The 14,359-nt window shown below is 66.8% G+C and carries 11 protein-coding genes; 4 read left to right on the forward strand and 7 right to left on the reverse strand.

Translation table 11 applies throughout. From position 1 onward, the window contains the following. Window positions 1–49: 49 nt before the first annotated feature. Together ACSQ3P_RS22710 and ACSQ3P_RS22715 are read left to right on the forward strand one after the other, a co-directional pair. The gene (locus tag ACSQ3P_RS22710) at window positions 50–1,789 is read left to right on the forward strand and encodes a type I secretion system permease/ATPase (RefSeq protein WP_436167750.1); all 1,740 of its coding nucleotides are present in this window, start codon (window positions 50–52) and stop codon (window positions 1,787–1,789) included. Beyond that, the gene (locus tag ACSQ3P_RS22715; protein WP_436167751.1) at window positions 1,786–3,111 is read left to right on the forward strand and encodes an HlyD family type I secretion periplasmic adaptor subunit; all 1,326 of its coding nucleotides are present in this window, start codon (window positions 1,786–1,788) and stop codon (window positions 3,109–3,111) included. Before ACSQ3P_RS22710 ends, ACSQ3P_RS22715 begins: the two co-directional genes overlap by 4 nt. 253 nt (window positions 3,112–3,364) lie before the next feature. Here ACSQ3P_RS22715 and ACSQ3P_RS22720 read toward each other — a convergent pair whose 3' ends face one another. Further along, window positions 3,365–4,240, reverse strand: coding sequence for a PhzF family phenazine biosynthesis protein (locus tag ACSQ3P_RS22720; protein WP_436167752.1), 876 nt, complete (start codon window positions 4,238–4,240; stop codon window positions 3,365–3,367). Window positions 4,241–4,361: 121 nt separating this feature from the next. Here ACSQ3P_RS22720 and ACSQ3P_RS22725 point away from each other — a divergent pair, with 121 nt between their 5' ends. Further along, on the forward strand, window positions 4,362–5,261 hold the full coding sequence (locus ACSQ3P_RS22725) for a LysR substrate-binding domain-containing protein (RefSeq protein WP_436167753.1): 900 nt from the start codon (window positions 4,362–4,364) through the stop codon (window positions 5,259–5,261). A gap of 562 nt (window positions 5,262–5,823) precedes the next feature. On the opposite strand, the gene ACSQ3P_RS22730 is transcribed toward ACSQ3P_RS22725, so the two are convergent. From ACSQ3P_RS22730 to ACSQ3P_RS22755, 6 genes are all read right to left on the reverse strand, one after another. Further along, on the reverse strand, window positions 5,824–7,632 hold the full coding sequence (locus ACSQ3P_RS22730) for an ABC transporter ATP-binding protein (RefSeq protein WP_436167754.1): 1,809 nt from the start codon (window positions 7,630–7,632) through the stop codon (window positions 5,824–5,826). A 3-nt stretch (window positions 7,633–7,635) separates the two neighbouring features. After that, window positions 7,636–8,571, reverse strand: a complete 936-nt coding sequence (locus ACSQ3P_RS22735; RefSeq protein WP_436167755.1) for an ABC transporter permease — start codon at window positions 8,569–8,571, stop codon at window positions 7,636–7,638. Then, window positions 8,568–9,545, reverse strand: a complete 978-nt coding sequence (locus tag ACSQ3P_RS22740; protein ID WP_436167756.1) for an ABC transporter permease — start codon at window positions 9,543–9,545, stop codon at window positions 8,568–8,570. Before ACSQ3P_RS22740 ends, ACSQ3P_RS22735 begins: the two co-directional genes overlap by 4 nt. Before the next feature lies 1 nt (window position 9,546). Further along, window positions 9,547–10,515, reverse strand: a complete 969-nt coding sequence (locus ACSQ3P_RS22745) for a nucleoside hydrolase (protein ID WP_436167757.1) — start codon at window positions 10,513–10,515, stop codon at window positions 9,547–9,549. Further along, window positions 10,512–11,471: a nucleoside hydrolase gene (locus tag ACSQ3P_RS22750; protein WP_436167758.1), complete on the reverse strand. Its 960-nt coding sequence runs from the start codon at window positions 11,469–11,471 to the stop codon at window positions 10,512–10,514. The genes ACSQ3P_RS22745 and ACSQ3P_RS22750 overlap by 4 nt, the downstream gene beginning before the upstream one ends. A 90-nt stretch (window positions 11,472–11,561) precedes the next feature. Further along, window positions 11,562–13,112, reverse strand: a complete 1,551-nt coding sequence (locus tag ACSQ3P_RS22755) for an ABC transporter substrate-binding protein (RefSeq protein WP_436167759.1) — start codon at window positions 13,110–13,112, stop codon at window positions 11,562–11,564. A gap of 169 nt (window positions 13,113–13,281) precedes the next feature. Between ACSQ3P_RS22755 and ACSQ3P_RS22760 the strand changes: the two genes are divergently transcribed. Further along, a complete protein-coding gene (locus ACSQ3P_RS22760; RefSeq protein WP_436167760.1) occupies window positions 13,282–14,196 on the forward strand; it encodes a LysR substrate-binding domain-containing protein in 915 nt (304 codons plus the stop codon). The last annotated feature ends 163 nt before the right edge of the window (window positions 14,197–14,359 follow it).

Consider the following 14,359-nt stretch of genomic DNA (forward strand, 5'->3'; position numbering starts at 1 on the left):
CTTCGCTGGATGAACCCGCCGCGCTGTCGCGAGCCGGGGAGGCGCGCTCGTGAAGCCGGGTTCGCCTCAGTCCAACGCCGCCTCGATCGTCGCCGCCGCGCTCGCCTCCTGCCGCGGCGCTTTTGCTGCGGTTGCCGTCTTCTCCGGCATCATCAATCTTTTGATGCTGTCGGGCTCGTTTTACATGCTGCAGGTCTATGACCGGGTGCTGAGCTCGCGCAGCGTGCCGACCCTGATCGGGATTTCGCTCCTGCTGCTGGCGGCCTATTGCCTGCAGGGCTTTCTCGATGCGGTGCGCGTGCGCATGCTGGCGCGGATCGGGGCGCGTTTCGATGAGGAGGTCTCGCCTGCAGCTTTTGCTGCGGCGCAAAAGTTGCCGCTGCTGGGCCTGCGCGCCGACCAGGCGATGCAGCCGATCCGCGATCTCGACCAGATCCGCGCCTTCCTGTCGTCGCTTGGCCCCACCGCCCTGTTCGACATGCCGTGGATGCCCTTGTTCTTCGCCGGCTGCTTCCTGCTGCATCCCTGGCTCGGCTGGCTTGCGGTCGCCGGCGGGGTCGTCATCCTGGTCCTGACCTTTCTGACCGAGATGGGCAGCCGCGACGCCAACAAGGCGCAGATGGCGAGCGCAGCAGTGCGACAGGCCGTCGCCGAGGCCAGCCGCCGCAATGCCGAGGCGCTGACCGCGATGGGCATGGCGCCAGCCTTCCAGGTGAAGTGGCGCACAGCCAATCTCCGCCATGTCCGCGACTGGCTCAGCGGCGCGGATGCGACCAGCGGGATCGGCGCTTTCGCAAAAGTCTTCCGCATGGTGCTGCAATCGGCCGTGCTGGGCCTGGGCGCCTATCTCGTCATGCGCGGCGAGCTCTCCGGCGGCGTCATGATCGCAGCCTCGATCATGACCTCGCGGGCGCTTGCCCCCATCGAGATCGCGGTCGCGCATTGGAAGGGGTTTGTTTCGGCGAGGCAGGGGCTGAAGCGGCTGAAACAGGTGCTGGATTCGCCGGCCTTCCTGCCGCGCGAGCGCACGGCCTTGCCCGCGCCCGCCCGCGACCTCTCGGCGGACAACCTGATCGTCGCTGCGCCCGGCCGCCAGCTTGCGATCCTGCAGGGCGTCTCGCTCAGGCTCGAGGCCGGGCAGGGGCTCGGCATCATCGGCCCGAGCGCCTCGGGCAAATCGACGCTGGTGCGTGCATTGGTCGGGGTCTGGCGCCCGCTCAAGGGCGAGGTCCGGCTCGATGGCGCGGCGCTGGAGCAATGGGAGCCGGCCGAGCTTGGCCGCCATATCGGCTATCTCCCGCAGGATATCGAATTGTTCGACGGCACCGTGGCTGAGAATATCGGCCGCTTTTCCCAGGAGGCCTCCGACGAGGCGATCATCGCAGCCGCAAAGGCTGCCGGCGCGCATGATCTCATCGTCAAGCTGGAGCAGGGCTACGATACCCGCATCGGCGAGGGCGGCGCCTCGCTCTCGGGCGGCCAGCGCCAGCGCGTCGGCCTGGCGCGGGCGCTCTATGGCGAGCCCTTCCTGGTCGTGCTCGACGAGCCCAACTCCAATCTCGACCATGATGGCGACGAGGCCCTGACCATGGCCGTCAAGGGCGTGCGCGAGCGCGGCGGCATCGTCATCGTCGTGACCCATCGCCAGACCGCGATCGCCGGCGTCGACCACATCGCGATGATGGCCGATGGCCGCATCCACAGCTTTGGCCCCAAGGAGGAGATCCTGCAGAAGGTGCTGAAGCAGGGGGGTCTGCCGAGCGTGCAGCGCCAGACGGTGGCGTCATGAGCAAGACGACGCAGCCCGCCGAGGCGCAGCCCGAGTTCAAGCGCGCGCTCAGGCGCCTTGCCCTGCTGGGCGGCGCCGGCGTCGCCCTGTTTGCCGGCACGGTCGGGGTCTGGGCGGTCGCGACGACTTTGTCTGGCGCCGTCGTGGCGTCCGGCCAGTTCGTGGTCGACGGCAACGTCAAGAAGGTCCAGCACGCCACCGGCGGTGTCGTCGGCGAGTTGCGGGTCCGCGAGGGTGACCGGGTCGAGCAGGACCAGGTGGTGATCCGGCTCGACGACACCGTCACCCGCGCCAATCTCCAGGTCGTCACCAAGCAGCTCGACGAGTTCGCCGCGCGTCGCGCCCGTCTCCAGGCCGAGCGCGACCGCAAGGACGGGGTGACAGTTGCTGCCGAACTCGCCCAGCGCATGAGCGAGCCGGAGATCGAAGAACTCGTCCTGGCGGAGCAAAGCCTGTTCGAGGCGCGCCGCACCGCGCGCGACGGTCAGAAGGCGCAGCTCGCCAAGCGGATGGGCCAGCTCTCCGATGAGATCAGCGGGTTGCGCTCGCAGCAATCCGGGCGCGATCGCCAGGCCGTGCTGATCGAGGAGGAATTGCTCGGCGTCCGCGGGCTCTATGCCAAGAACCTGGTCTCGCTCAGCCGTAAAGTTCAGCTCGAGCGCGAGGCCGCCAGCCTCGAAGGCCAGAAGGGCCAATTGATCGCCTCGGTCGCGCAGGCTGAGGGCAAGATCGCCGAGACGCAGCTCCAGATCATCCAGATCGACGATACGCTGCGCGAGGAGGTGCTGAAGGAGCTGCGTGAGATCCAGGGCAAGAGCGCCGAGCTGGTCGAGCGCCGGATCGCCGCCGAAGACCAGCTCAAGCGCGTCGACATCCGTGCCACCAGCGCGGGCTTCGTGCACCAGCTCGCGGTCCACACCGTCGGCGGCGTCATCACCCCGGCGGAGCCTGCCATGCTGATCGTGCCGGCCGAGGACGCGCTCCAGGTCGAGGCGCGCATCAACCCGCCCGACATCGACCAGATCGCGCTCGGCCAGCACGCCCAGATCAAGCTCCACGCCTTCAACCAGCGCACCACGCCCGAGCTTGCCGGCACGGTCAGCCGCATCTCCGCCGACACCAGCCGCGACCAGCAGACCGGGGCGACCTTCTACACCATCCGCGTCGCGGTCTCGGCCCAGGAGCTCGCCCGCATCGCGCCCAACCACATCTCTGCCGGCATGCAGGCCGACATCTTCGTCAAGACCGAGGACCGCACCCCGCTGGAGTTCATCGTCAAGCCGCTCAAGGACCAGATCGCGAAGGCTTTCAGGGAGAGGTGAGCGCGGACGCGTTGGCGCCAAGAGCCGGAGCTTGCTGTCTTGGCAGGGAAACACGCCGTCATCCCGGGCGTAGCGAAGGTCGTCCCGGGATCCATCATAGGGCCGCGACGGAGCCCTATGATGGATCCCGGATCGGCGCGGCTTCGCCGCTTGTCCGGAATGACGGCGTGGTTCCGAGGATGAATGGCTTGCTCCAGGAGGCTCCGGAGCTATCTGGAGCACCCTTCGAGACGCCGCTTCGCGGCGACCGCGTTCAGGCGGCCAGGGTCCCGTTCACCGTGGTGATGCAGGACCCGCCGACCTGAACCTTGCCATCTGCGTCCACGGACACGAAAATCTTGCCGTCACGCCCGACGCAACGACCCTGTGCGGCCTCGTAGCGCGCGCCAGCGGCGGGCAGCAGGCCGCGATCCCGGCGGAACACCGCGATGCTGCCATTGCCGCTGCCGCACACCGGGTCCTCGTAGACGCCGCAGGAGGGGGCGAATGTCCGCACTTCGATCTCCGGCCCGTCCCCGTCGCGTTGCGCGAAAAGGGTGATGCCGGTGATGCCGATGCGGCGCTCGAAAGCCGCTGATCGCGCGAAATCAGGCTTCAGCGCCAACAAGGCATCGACACTCGAAAGCTCCGCGATAGCCCAGAGGGGGCCGACATTGACGATCGCCGGAGGCGCCTCGCGCTTGACAGCCGCGCCGATGATCGCCTCGATTTCGTCGACATCCTCGCGCGAGAGGGGCGTAACGGTCGCGGGTGGAAGCGACAGCGTCAGAACCTGGTCGACGCCTTGACCGACGACGGCAATCTCCACCAGGCCGACGCCGCACTCCTGCACGAGCTTGCCGTTTCTGGGGCTGGCCATTCCAGCCTCGATAACCGCATGCGCGCTACCCAGCGTCGGATGCCCGGCAAAGGGCAGCTCGCTTCCCGGCGTGAAGATGCGCAGCCGATAATCCGCATCAGGCGTCGTCGGCGGCAGCACGAAGGTCGTCTCGGACAGATTGGTCCAACAGGCTATGGCCTGCATCGCTGCTGCGTCCAATCCGTCGCTGTCGAGAACGACGGCGACGGGATTGCCCAGCAAGGGCTGCGTGGTGAAAGCGTCGACGACCTTGTAGCTGCGCATTGGCATGTTCCCGCTCGACAGGCTGATCGATCAGCCGACTGCATTGTCGCTGGCACGGTAGCCAGCCTGCCGCGCTGAGCCCAACGACAAGATTTGACCGCGGTTGTGATCAAAATTAACAACCATCATGGTCCAGCTTCCCTCGATCCAGTCGTTGCGCGCTTTTGAGGCCGCGTTCCGCTGGCAAAGCTATTCGCGCGCCGGCGACGAGCTCGGCCTGACGCATGGAGCCATCAGCCACCGCATCCGGGACCTCGAAGCCCGCACCGGACATGTGCTGTTCCAGCGCGTGGGCAACGAGATGCTGCCGACCGATGAGGCTCGCCGCCTCGTGCTGCGCGTGCGGGAGGCGCTCGCGATCTTGAACGAGACCTTCGCCTTGCCCGTCCGCGACCACACTCGCCGGACCATCAAGCTGAGCGTGCTGCCTTCCTTTGCATCGCGCTGGCTCGTGCCTCGCCTCAACCTGTTTCGCGATGCGCATCCCGAGATCGCCATCGAACTCGATTCCCGGCTCGAGCATGCGGAGCTCGGCCCGGCGGGGGTCGATGCGGCGATCCGCTACGGACCCGGGGGCTGGCCGGGGCTGCGCGCCGAGCCGTTGGCGCGCGAGACGCTGCTGGCCGTGTGCGCGCCGCGTTACCGGGACCGCCTGCAACTCGTGGGCGCGCCGGACATCGTCCGCTGCGTGCTGTTGCGCCACAGCTGGCAACCATGGGCGCCGTGGCTGCGCGCCGCCGGGCTGTCGCTGAAAGAGCGCGACGATGGACCGGGCTATGCCGATGCCGGCTTGCTGATCGACGCGGCAATCGCAGGCGAAGGCGTGGCCCTGGCGCGAGGGATTCTGGTTAAGTCGGATATCGCGGCCGGCAGGCTCGTCGCATTGGGGGACGTCAGGATCCGTGACGATTATGCCTATCATCTGGTTCGTCCGCTCGGAGCGAGCAGGCTCGACCCTGCCATCGATGCCTTCCGCGATTGGATGGCACCGCTTCTGCGGGCCGATGCCCTATCGGTCGAGCGCTGACGCTGATCGCAGCCTCGCTTGCTGCTTAGGGGGCGAGCGAAGTGGATACCGGTTCGCGTGAAGACAACGCGTCAGCACCAAGCGCCGGAGCTTGCTGTCTTGGCGGGGAAACACTTGGCAGGGAAACACGCCGTCATCCCGGGCGTAGCGAAGCGCAGACCCGGGATCCATGCCGGAACCTCTACAGGTAGCGCTCGGGGAACCCCTCTCCTGCATCGAAGTCGGGTACACCCGACTTCGACACTCTGAGTGCTGAACCCGGGTATACCCGGGTTCAGTGAGAGGGGCAGGGGTGAGGTGTCGGCCCCTCGACCAGTTGCGTGATGTCCTTGCCGTCATTGCGAGCGCGGCGAAGCAATCCAGGAGGGCTCGCTCTACGTCCCCTGGATTGCTTCGCCGCGCTCGCAATGACGATGGGCAGCGGTGAGGTTACAGTCAAAGCGTCAAACGGCCGACACCTCACCCTGCCCTCTCCTTACAGGAGAGGGTTCCCCGCGCTTGTCTCGGCCCAGGCGGGATGACACGCGCTGTGTTTCCATCTGATTGCAGCCGGCTCCCGCCCTCACTGCGGCAGCTGGTAGAAATGCCCGGGCGCGACCTCGCGATAGCTGCGCTGGGGCGGCACATAGTCGGCCGGACGGACCGGGCTCCTGATCTCGTCGTTGGAGATGCGGCGCAGCTGTCGCCGGGTCGGGTCGGCTATCGGGACCGCGGCGATCAGCCGCTTGGTATAGGCGTGCTGCGGGTTCTCGAAGACGCAGGCGCGCGGGCCGATCTCGACGATCTCGCCGAGATACATCACCGCGACGCGATGGCTGACGCGCTCGACCACCGCCATGTCGTGCGAGATGAAGAGATAGGCCAGCCCATAGCGCTCCTGCAGATCCAGCATCAGGTTGATCACCTGCGCCTTGACGGAGACGTCGAGCGCCGACACGGCTTCATCGGCGACGATCAGCTTCGGCTCGAGCGCGAGCGCGCGGGCAATGCAGACGCGCTGGCGCTGGCCGCCGGAGAATTCATGCGGGAAGCGATCGGCCATCCCGGCCGAGAGCCCGACGCGCTCGAGCAGGTCGGCGACGCGGGCGTCCACGTCGCGGGCGGTGCCGAGCCCATGCGCGATGATCGGCTCGGCGATGGCGGCGCCGATGCGGATGCGCGGATTGAGGCTCTCGAACGGATCCTGGAAGATCATCTGCGCATGGCGGCGGATCCCAGCGAGCTCCGTTCTGCCGGCGCCGCGCACGTCGCGACCATCGATCCGGATCGCGCCGCCGCTTGCCTGCGCCAGCCTGATGATCGAGCGCCCCGTCGTCGACTTGCCGCAGCCGGATTCACCGACCAGCGACAAAGTCTCGCCCTGGCGCAGATCGAAGGAGACGTTCTCCACCGCGTGCACCCGTCCGCTGACGCGCCCGAAGAAGCCTGCCTTGAGATCAAAGCGCGTGACGAGGTTGCCGACCTCGAGGACGGGCTGAGCTTCAGATTTCACCGTATCCACCGTTGCCGGGACGGGGGCGATCTCGCCCGTCTGCAGGTCGACCACGGGAAAGCGCAGCGGCCGCGGCAGGCCGGTCATCGAGCCGAGCTGCGGCACCGCCGAGAGCAGGGCGCGCGTATAGGGGTGGTCGGCGTCCGCGAAGATGGCTTGCGTCGTGCCGGTCTCGACCGCCTCGCCGCGATACATCACCACCGTCCGGTCGGAGATTTCGGCGACCACGCCCATGTCATGGGTGATGAAGAGGACCGACATGCCCTCTTCCTCCTGCAGCGCCTTGATCAGCTCCAGGATCTGCGCCTGGATCGTCACGTCGAGCGCCGTCGTCGGCTCGTCGGCGATCAGCAGCTTCGGCTCGCAGGCGAGCGCGATGGCGATGACGACGCGCTGGCGCATGCCGCCGGAGAAGCTCAGCGGATATTCCGACAAGCGCGCCTTCGCCGAGGGGATCCGCACCTTGTCGAGCAGGCGCACGGCCTCGGCTTCGGCTGCGCCATGAGACAGGCCGCGATGCTGCCTCAGAACCTCGGTGATCTGGCGGCCGATCCTGAGCACCGGGTTGAGCGAGGTCATCGGCTCCTGGAAGATCATGCCGATGCGGTTGCCGCGCAGCGCCTGCATCGCCTTGGGCGGCAGCTCGAGCAGGTTTTGGCCCTCGAACAGGATCTTGCCGGAGGTGCGGGAATTGGCCGGCGAGAGCAGGCGCATGATCGAGAGCGCCGTCACGCTCTTGCCGGAACCGGATTCGCCGACGACGGCGACGGTTTCGCGCGGAGCGATGTCGAAGCTGACATCGTTGACGACATTCAGCCAGTCCTGGCCGACGCGGAAGGCGGTGGTGAGATTGTCGACGCGAAGCACGGGATCCGTCATGCCTCAGCCCTCTCGGCGCGGATTGAGGATGTCGCGCAAGCCGTCGCCGATCAGATTGACGCCGACGATGAGCAGCAGCAGGGCAAGCCCGGGGAAGACGCTGATCCAGTAGTCGCCGGAGAGGAGATATTCAAAGCCATTGGCGATCAGCAGGCCAAGCGAGGGCTCCGTCACGGGCAGGCCGATGCCGAGGAAGGAGAGCGTCGCCTCCAGCATGATCGCATAGGCGATGCGCATGGTCGCGACGACGATGAGCGGTGGCAGGCAGTTGGGCAGGATATGGCGGAACAGGATGCTGCGGTCCGGCAGCGCCATGGCGCGCGCGGCATCGACATAGGCGCGGCGGCGCTCGACCAGGGCCGAGCCGCGCACGGTGCGCGCATAATAGGCCCATTGCGTCACGACCAGAGCGAGGATGATCTTGTCGATGCCCTGGCCGAGGATGGCGAGGAAGATCAGGGCGATCAGGATCGCGGGGAAGCTCAACTGGATGTCGACGATGCGCATCAGCACGGCGTCGGTCCGGCCGCCGAGATAGGCGCTGACCAGGCCGATCGCGGCGCCGATGACGAGCGCGATCGCAGCGCTCGACAAGCCGACCAGGATGCTGGTGCGCAGGCCGAAGAGGATGGCGCTGAACAGGTCGCGGCCCTGATCATCCGTGCCGATGAGGTAGAGCATGCCGCTCATGCTGCGCGAGCCCGGCCGCAGGCGGTTGTCCATGATGTCGAGCTGGGACAGGTCATAGGGGTTCTGCGGCGCGATCAAGGGCGCCAGGATCGCGGCGAGCACCAGGAGCGCCACGATGACGACGCCGGTGAGCGCCAGCCTGTCGCGCAGCAGGGCAGCGAGCATCTCGCGCAGCGGCGAGCGACCGGCATGCATGCCGCCCGCAGCCGGCGCGTGGACCGAGGTCCGGGCCTGGGGATCGAGGCTCATTGCGAGTTTCCCCCGAGGCGGACGCGCGGATCGACGATGGAATAGAGGATATCGACCAGGAGATTGATCAGGCTGAACATCACGACGGTGATCATCAGATAGGCCAGGATCACCGGGCGATCGAGCACGCCGATGGCGTCGATGATCAGCTTGCCCATGCCGGGCCAGGCGAAGATCGTCTCGGTGACGACGGCAAAGGCGATCAGCGAGCCGAGTTCGAGGCCGATGACGGTGATCAGCGGGATCAGCGTGTTCTTCAGCACATGGCCGAAGACGATGCGCGATTCCGTTAGCCCCTTGGCGCGGGCGAAGCGGACGAAATCGAGCTGCATGCATTCCATCACGCCGGCGCGGGTCAGGCGGATGACCAGCGAGATCTTGAACAGCGCCAGGTTGAAGGCCGGCAGCAGGAGATGCGACAGCCCGTCCCAATTGAGGAAGCTGACCGGCATGCCGAGCAGCGAGGTGGTCTCGCCGCGCCCGGACGCGGGAAGCCAGCCGAGCTTGACGCTGAACAGCAGGATCATGACCAGGCCGATCCAGAAGGTCGGCAGGCTGAAGCCGAGGATCGAGAAGGTCATCACCGATTTCGCGATCAGCCCCTTCGGCTTGAGGCCGGCATAGATCCCGAGCGGAAGCCCGATCACGAGCGCCATGACGAGCGCGACGAAGGCGAGTTCCAGCGTCGCCGGCATGCGCTTCAGGATCAGCGTCAGCGCCGGCTGGTTGAAGACGAAGGAGTTGCCGAGGTCGCCCGACAGAGCCCGCAGCAGGAACAGCCCATATTGCTCCCAGACCGGCCGGTCCAAGCCGAAGGCGCGGATGACCTCGAGCCGCTCGGCCGGCGTTGCGGTGGCGCTGAGCAGCACGTCGACGGGATTGCCGACCATGTAGAGGCCGACGAAGACCAGGATCGACATCACGAACAGCGTCAGCACGGTCTGGAGCGACCGGCTCATCAGATATGCCGCCATCTCAGCCCCCTGCCTCAACAGCGGCTTCGCCGGCCTGCCCGTAGCGGCTCAGGCGCTGCGACAGCAGCGCGATGAAGCCGGCCTCATCGACGCTGTCGATGATCGTCGCTCGCGCGGCGCGCTCGGTCTTGCCGTGATAATCGGCATAGCTGTAGCCGGCAGTCTGGCCTGTGACCTGGACGCCGATGGCAGCCGGGCGGCCCTTGAACAGCTCCGGCTGCAGCAGCCAGGCGATGGTCATGGCGTCATGGATCGGGCCGCCGGGGCGGCCGAAGCGCGCGATGTCGCTGCGGTCATAGGTGGTGAGCAGATCACCCAGCGCGCGCCCCACCGCGCCGCCGGTGTTGCGGAAGCCCGCGATGTGCTCGGCCGTGAACAGCGCCTGGAACGTCACGTCGAGCGGCATCGCCACGACCTCGATACCGGCGCCATGGACGATCTCGGCCGCATGCGGATCGGCATAGACGTTGAACTCCGCCCAGGGCGTGCGATGGCCGAGCGCGGTGAAGGCGCCGCCCATGGCGACGATCCGCGCGATGCCCTTCGCGACATCGGGGTGCTGCACCAGAGCGAGCGCGATATTGGTCAGGGGGCCGATCGCGCAGATGGTGATCGGCTCGGCGATCGCGGCGCGCGCGCTGCGGATGATGAAATCGACCGCATGCTCATGGGCCGGGCGCAGATCGGTCGAGGGCAGGAGCGCGTCGCTGAAGGCGCCGATCGCGGCATATTTGCCGTAGACCTGTTGGCGCACCAGCGGCCCCGGCGCGCCCGCAAAAACCGGCACATCTGGGCGCCCCGCCAGGGCCAGGATCTTGCAGGCATTGGCGAGCGTCGCCTGCAGCGGCACGTTGCCGCCCACCACCGAGATGCCGAGCACCTCAAGCTCGGGCGAGGCCAGCGCCATCAGGATCGCGGCCGCGTCGTCGACGCCGGGATCGGTGTCGATGATGATGCGCTGGCGATTCACGCCGTGGCCTTCGCATCGTAGCGCGACAGCCGTTCCAGGAAGAGCGCGATGACGGCCGGCGCATCGACCTTCACGACGATCTCGGCATTCGGCGCGAGGCCGGATTTGCCGTGCCAGTCGGCGATGGTCTGGCCCATGCAGAGCTCGCTCTCATGCTCGACGAAGATTCGCGCCGGCTGCGTCTGGAAGAGCCCGGGCGCCAAGAGATAGGCGATCACCAGCGGGTCGTGCAGCGGGCCGCCGCGCGAGCCGTAGCGCCTGACGTCGTTGCGGTCCCAGAACGCCATCAATTGCGACAGCGGCTCGGCGATCCGGCCGCTGACGGCGGCGAACTGGCTGACATGGTCAGGCGTCAGGATGACCTGGTGCGTGGCGTCGAGCGCCAAAGCGACGATCGGAATGCCGCTGGAAAACACGATATGGGCGGCATGCGGATCGGCCAGCACGTTGAATTCGGAGGTCATGCTGCGGTTGCCGGCTTCGCGATAGGCGCCGCCCATCATCACCAGCGTCTCGATGCCTGCTGTGATGGCAGGCTTCATCCGCAGCGCGACCGCGAGATTGGTCAGGGGCCCCAGGCTGCAGATGGTGATCTTGCGGCCGCTCGCAGCCGCCGCCTCGCAGCTTGCGATGATGAACTCGACCGCCGACGTTTCCTCCGCCGTCTTCACCGGATTGGGCAGGACGGTGTTGCCGAGGCCGGTCTTGCCATGGAACTGGCCATGGATCGGCTCGCGCAGCAGCGGCCGGAAGCAGCCGGCATGAACCGGCACATCGCTGCGGCCACCGAGCTCGCAGATCTGCAGCGCATTGCGCAGCGTGCTCGTCAGCGGCTGGTTTCCGCAAACCGGCGTGATCCCGAGGATTTCGAGCTCGGGCGAAACGAAGGCGGTCAGGAGGGCGATGCTGTCGTCGATCCCGGGATCGGTATCGATGATGATCGGAAGCGTCGTCATGAGGTCCATCAGGGCTGGCCGCGCCCGCTCGCAGTCTCGCGAGCGGGCAGGGGACGGATGAAAGCGGGGCAGGGGGCGGGCCCGGGGCGGCTATTTCGGCTTCACATCCGAGGCGAGGGTGTAGCCGTCCGAGCGGCCCTCATAGCTGAGGGATTTTTTCAGCGCCCAGGTGTTGGCGAGGAAGAACACCGGGATGACGCCGAGATCCGTCATCGCGGTCTCAGTCGCCTTGCGCAGGAGCTGTTCGCGCCTGGCGTCATCGAGCGTCGCGCGGGCCTCGATCAGCGCCTTGTCGAATTGCGGGTTGGAGTAGCGGCCGCGATTTCCCTGGCCCGCCTTCTCGCCATAGCTCTCCAGGATCGGCCCAAGCACGCCCGAGGCCTCGCCGGTTTCGACCGCCGCGCCGCCCATGATGAAGCTGAATTCGAGGGCCGAGGCGCGCGTGAAATAGACGCTGCCCGGCATGGTCGTGACCTCGGTCTTGATGCCGATGCGGCTGAACATTTGGCCGATCGCCTGCGCGATCTTGGAATCGTTGGGATAGCGATCATTCGAGGCGTGGAAGGTCAGCGCAAAGCCGCCGGGATAGCCGGCCTTAGTGAGAAGCTCCTTGGCTTTGGCCGGGTCATAGGCATCGAGCTTGATCGCCGGATCATAGCCGAAATAGCCGTCCGGCACGAGCTGGCCGGCGGGCGCGCCCTGGCCGTCCATGATGCGCTCGACCAGCGCCTGGCGGTTGATCGACAGCGACAGGGCGCGGCGCACATCCGGATTCTTCAACGGGTTCTTGCCGTCGGGCCCCTTGGCGAAGGGCGTTACATCGCGCGCCTGGTCCATGTGGAGATACATGATGCGATTGCCGGCGATGTTGACGACATCAAGCGCATTCGCCTTCTCGATATTGCGCATATCGGCGGTCGGAATGCTCTCGATCATGTCGACATCGCCCGAGAGGATGGCGGCGACGCGGGCTGAGCTGTTCTTGAAGACGCGGAAGGTGACCTTGTCCCAGGCCGGTTTCTCGCCCCAATAGCCGTCCCAGCGCTCCAGCACGACCCTGTCATCGGGCGTCCAGGAGGCGAATTTGAACGGGCCTGTGCCGATGACGCCTTTGCCGGTGTTGAGCTCCTGCGTCGGAACCTTTTCGATCGCGGCCGGCAGGATTGCGATGCGGCTGAGATTGTTGAGCAGAAGCGGCGTCGGCCCCCTGGTCTTGATGCGGACCGTCAGCGGGTCGACCGCCGTGACCTCGGCGATGTCGCGGACATAAGCGGCAAAGGAGCTCGGGCTGTTCTGCGAGGCGAGCGGCACGCGGTTGATGCTGGCGACGACATCGGCGGCGCTGAAGGCGCTGCCATCGTGGAATCTGACGTTTGCGCGTAAGCGGAACTCCCAGGTCGTGTCGTCCACGACTTTCCAGGACTCCGCCAGCGCCGGCTGGATCCGCTGCTTGCGATCCTGGTTGACGAGCCCGTCGAAGATGTTGCGCGCCATCGCGCTGTTGGGACCGACGACGTAGAATTGCGGGTCCATCGATGTCGTCGAGGCGGCCAGCCCAATCGTCAGGCTTTCGCTCCACGCCGTGGCGGGAGCGCCAAGGGCAGACGCTGCCACAACGGCAGCGAGCAGGGTCATCCTCATGGCGAGCGCGTCCTTGTCGTTTTCCCACGGATTCGAGGCAGTCGTTCGTCTGCTGCCTCGTTGTCCCTGCTCCCTACAGGATCGCGCTCTTGCTTGAAAATCGCATTACGGCCTATCTGCATAAGCTAATGTTATATGGATCGACGCGTGGCATGGACCGAGGCTCGCTATGAATCGACAGTTGCGCCTCCATCCCCGCCAGGTCGAAGCCTTTCGCGGCATCATGCTGACCGGCAGAATCACGCTGGCGGCGCAGATGATGAATGTGACCCAGCCGGCGGTCAGCCGATTGATCCGGGATTTCGAAATCGCCGTCGATCTCAGGCTGTTCGACCGGGATGGCCGCAGGCTCGTCGCACGCGCCGAAGCCATCCGCCTCTATCGCGAGGTCGAGCGCTTCTATCTTGGCCTGGATCATATCGGCGCCATCGCCGACGACATCCGCGGCTCCCGGGGAATGCGCCTGCGGATCGCCGCGATGCCGGCGCTGGCCGCCTCCTGCCTGCCGGAGATCCTGTCGCGGCTGATGGGCGCGCAGCCGGACGTCTCGGTGGTCTTCGACGTGGAGAGCACCGACCATATCTGCGACATGATCACCAACCACCATTATGATCTCGGCTTCGTCTTCGGCTCCCCGCGCCATGCCGGCCTGCCGGCGCAGCCGCTCGCCACCACCCATGCCGTCGTCGCGATGCGCCCTGATCACCCGCTGGCCGCGCTGTCCGGCATCACGCCACGCGACCTCGTCGCCTATCGCCTGCTGTTGCCGGGCCGCAAGACACCGGTGCGCCAGAGCTTCGACCTGATCCTGGCCCAGGCAGGCCTGTCTCCCGCCACCCTGATGGAGACCTCGATGGCCAATTGCTGCAGTTTTGCCGCGCGCGGCGACGGCGTCGCGATCTCCGATCCGGTGACCGTCGCGGAGCGGGGCGAGCTGGTGAGCCGCCCCCTCACGCCGGACATCGCGATTTCCTACGTCGCCATCCGCCCGCCGCAGGCGCCGCGCCTGCAACTGGCCGACGAGATCATCGACAAGGCGAAAGCCTGGCTTGGGGTGAGGTTGGTGGGGGAGTCGGCGGGTTGAGGCATGGCGGGAGCGAGGGCCCTTGCGACAAGGCTCAAACCCCGGGCGGCGCGGGAGCGCAGCGCCAGGGGCCGATGCGGGCAGGTGCTGCGCCGGCATGGCCGGTGGGTCTAGAAGGACGACGCAAGCGCCATCATCGCCGGCCCCTTTTTAGGTCTCATTG

The sequence above is a fragment of the Allobosea sp. LjRoot9 genome, assembly GCF_964252745.1.
GTDB lineage: Bacteria > Pseudomonadota > Alphaproteobacteria > Rhizobiales > Beijerinckiaceae > Allobosea.

Excerpts from the sequence above, each read along its gene's own strand:
- ACSQ3P_RS22725 (WP_436167753.1), top strand. The coding sequence starts at position 4,362 with ATGGTCCAGCTTCCCTCGATCCAGTCGTTGCGCGCTTTTGAGGCCGCG.
- ACSQ3P_RS22755 (WP_436167759.1), bottom strand. The coding sequence starts at position 13,112 with ATGAGGATGACCCTGCTCGCTGCCGTTGTGGCAGCGTCTGCCCTTGGC.
- ACSQ3P_RS22740 (WP_436167756.1), bottom strand. The coding sequence starts at position 9,545 with ATGGCGGCATATCTGATGAGCCGGTCGCTCCAGACCGTGCTGACGCTG.
- ACSQ3P_RS22720 (WP_436167752.1), bottom strand. The coding sequence starts at position 4,240 with ATGCCAATGCGCAGCTACAAGGTCGTCGACGCTTTCACCACGCAGCCC.
- ACSQ3P_RS22735 (WP_436167755.1), bottom strand. The coding sequence starts at position 8,571 with ATGAGCCTCGATCCCCAGGCCCGGACCTCGGTCCACGCGCCGGCTGCG.
- ACSQ3P_RS22750 (WP_436167758.1), bottom strand. The coding sequence starts at position 11,471 with ATGACGACGCTTCCGATCATCATCGATACCGATCCCGGGATCGACGAC.
- ACSQ3P_RS22730 (WP_436167754.1), bottom strand. The coding sequence starts at position 7,632 with ATGACGGATCCCGTGCTTCGCGTCGACAATCTCACCACCGCCTTCCGC.
- ACSQ3P_RS22760 (WP_436167760.1), top strand. The coding sequence starts at position 13,282 with ATGAATCGACAGTTGCGCCTCCATCCCCGCCAGGTCGAAGCCTTTCGC.
- ACSQ3P_RS22715 (WP_436167751.1), top strand. The coding sequence starts at position 1,786 with ATGAGCAAGACGACGCAGCCCGCCGAGGCGCAGCCCGAGTTCAAGCGC.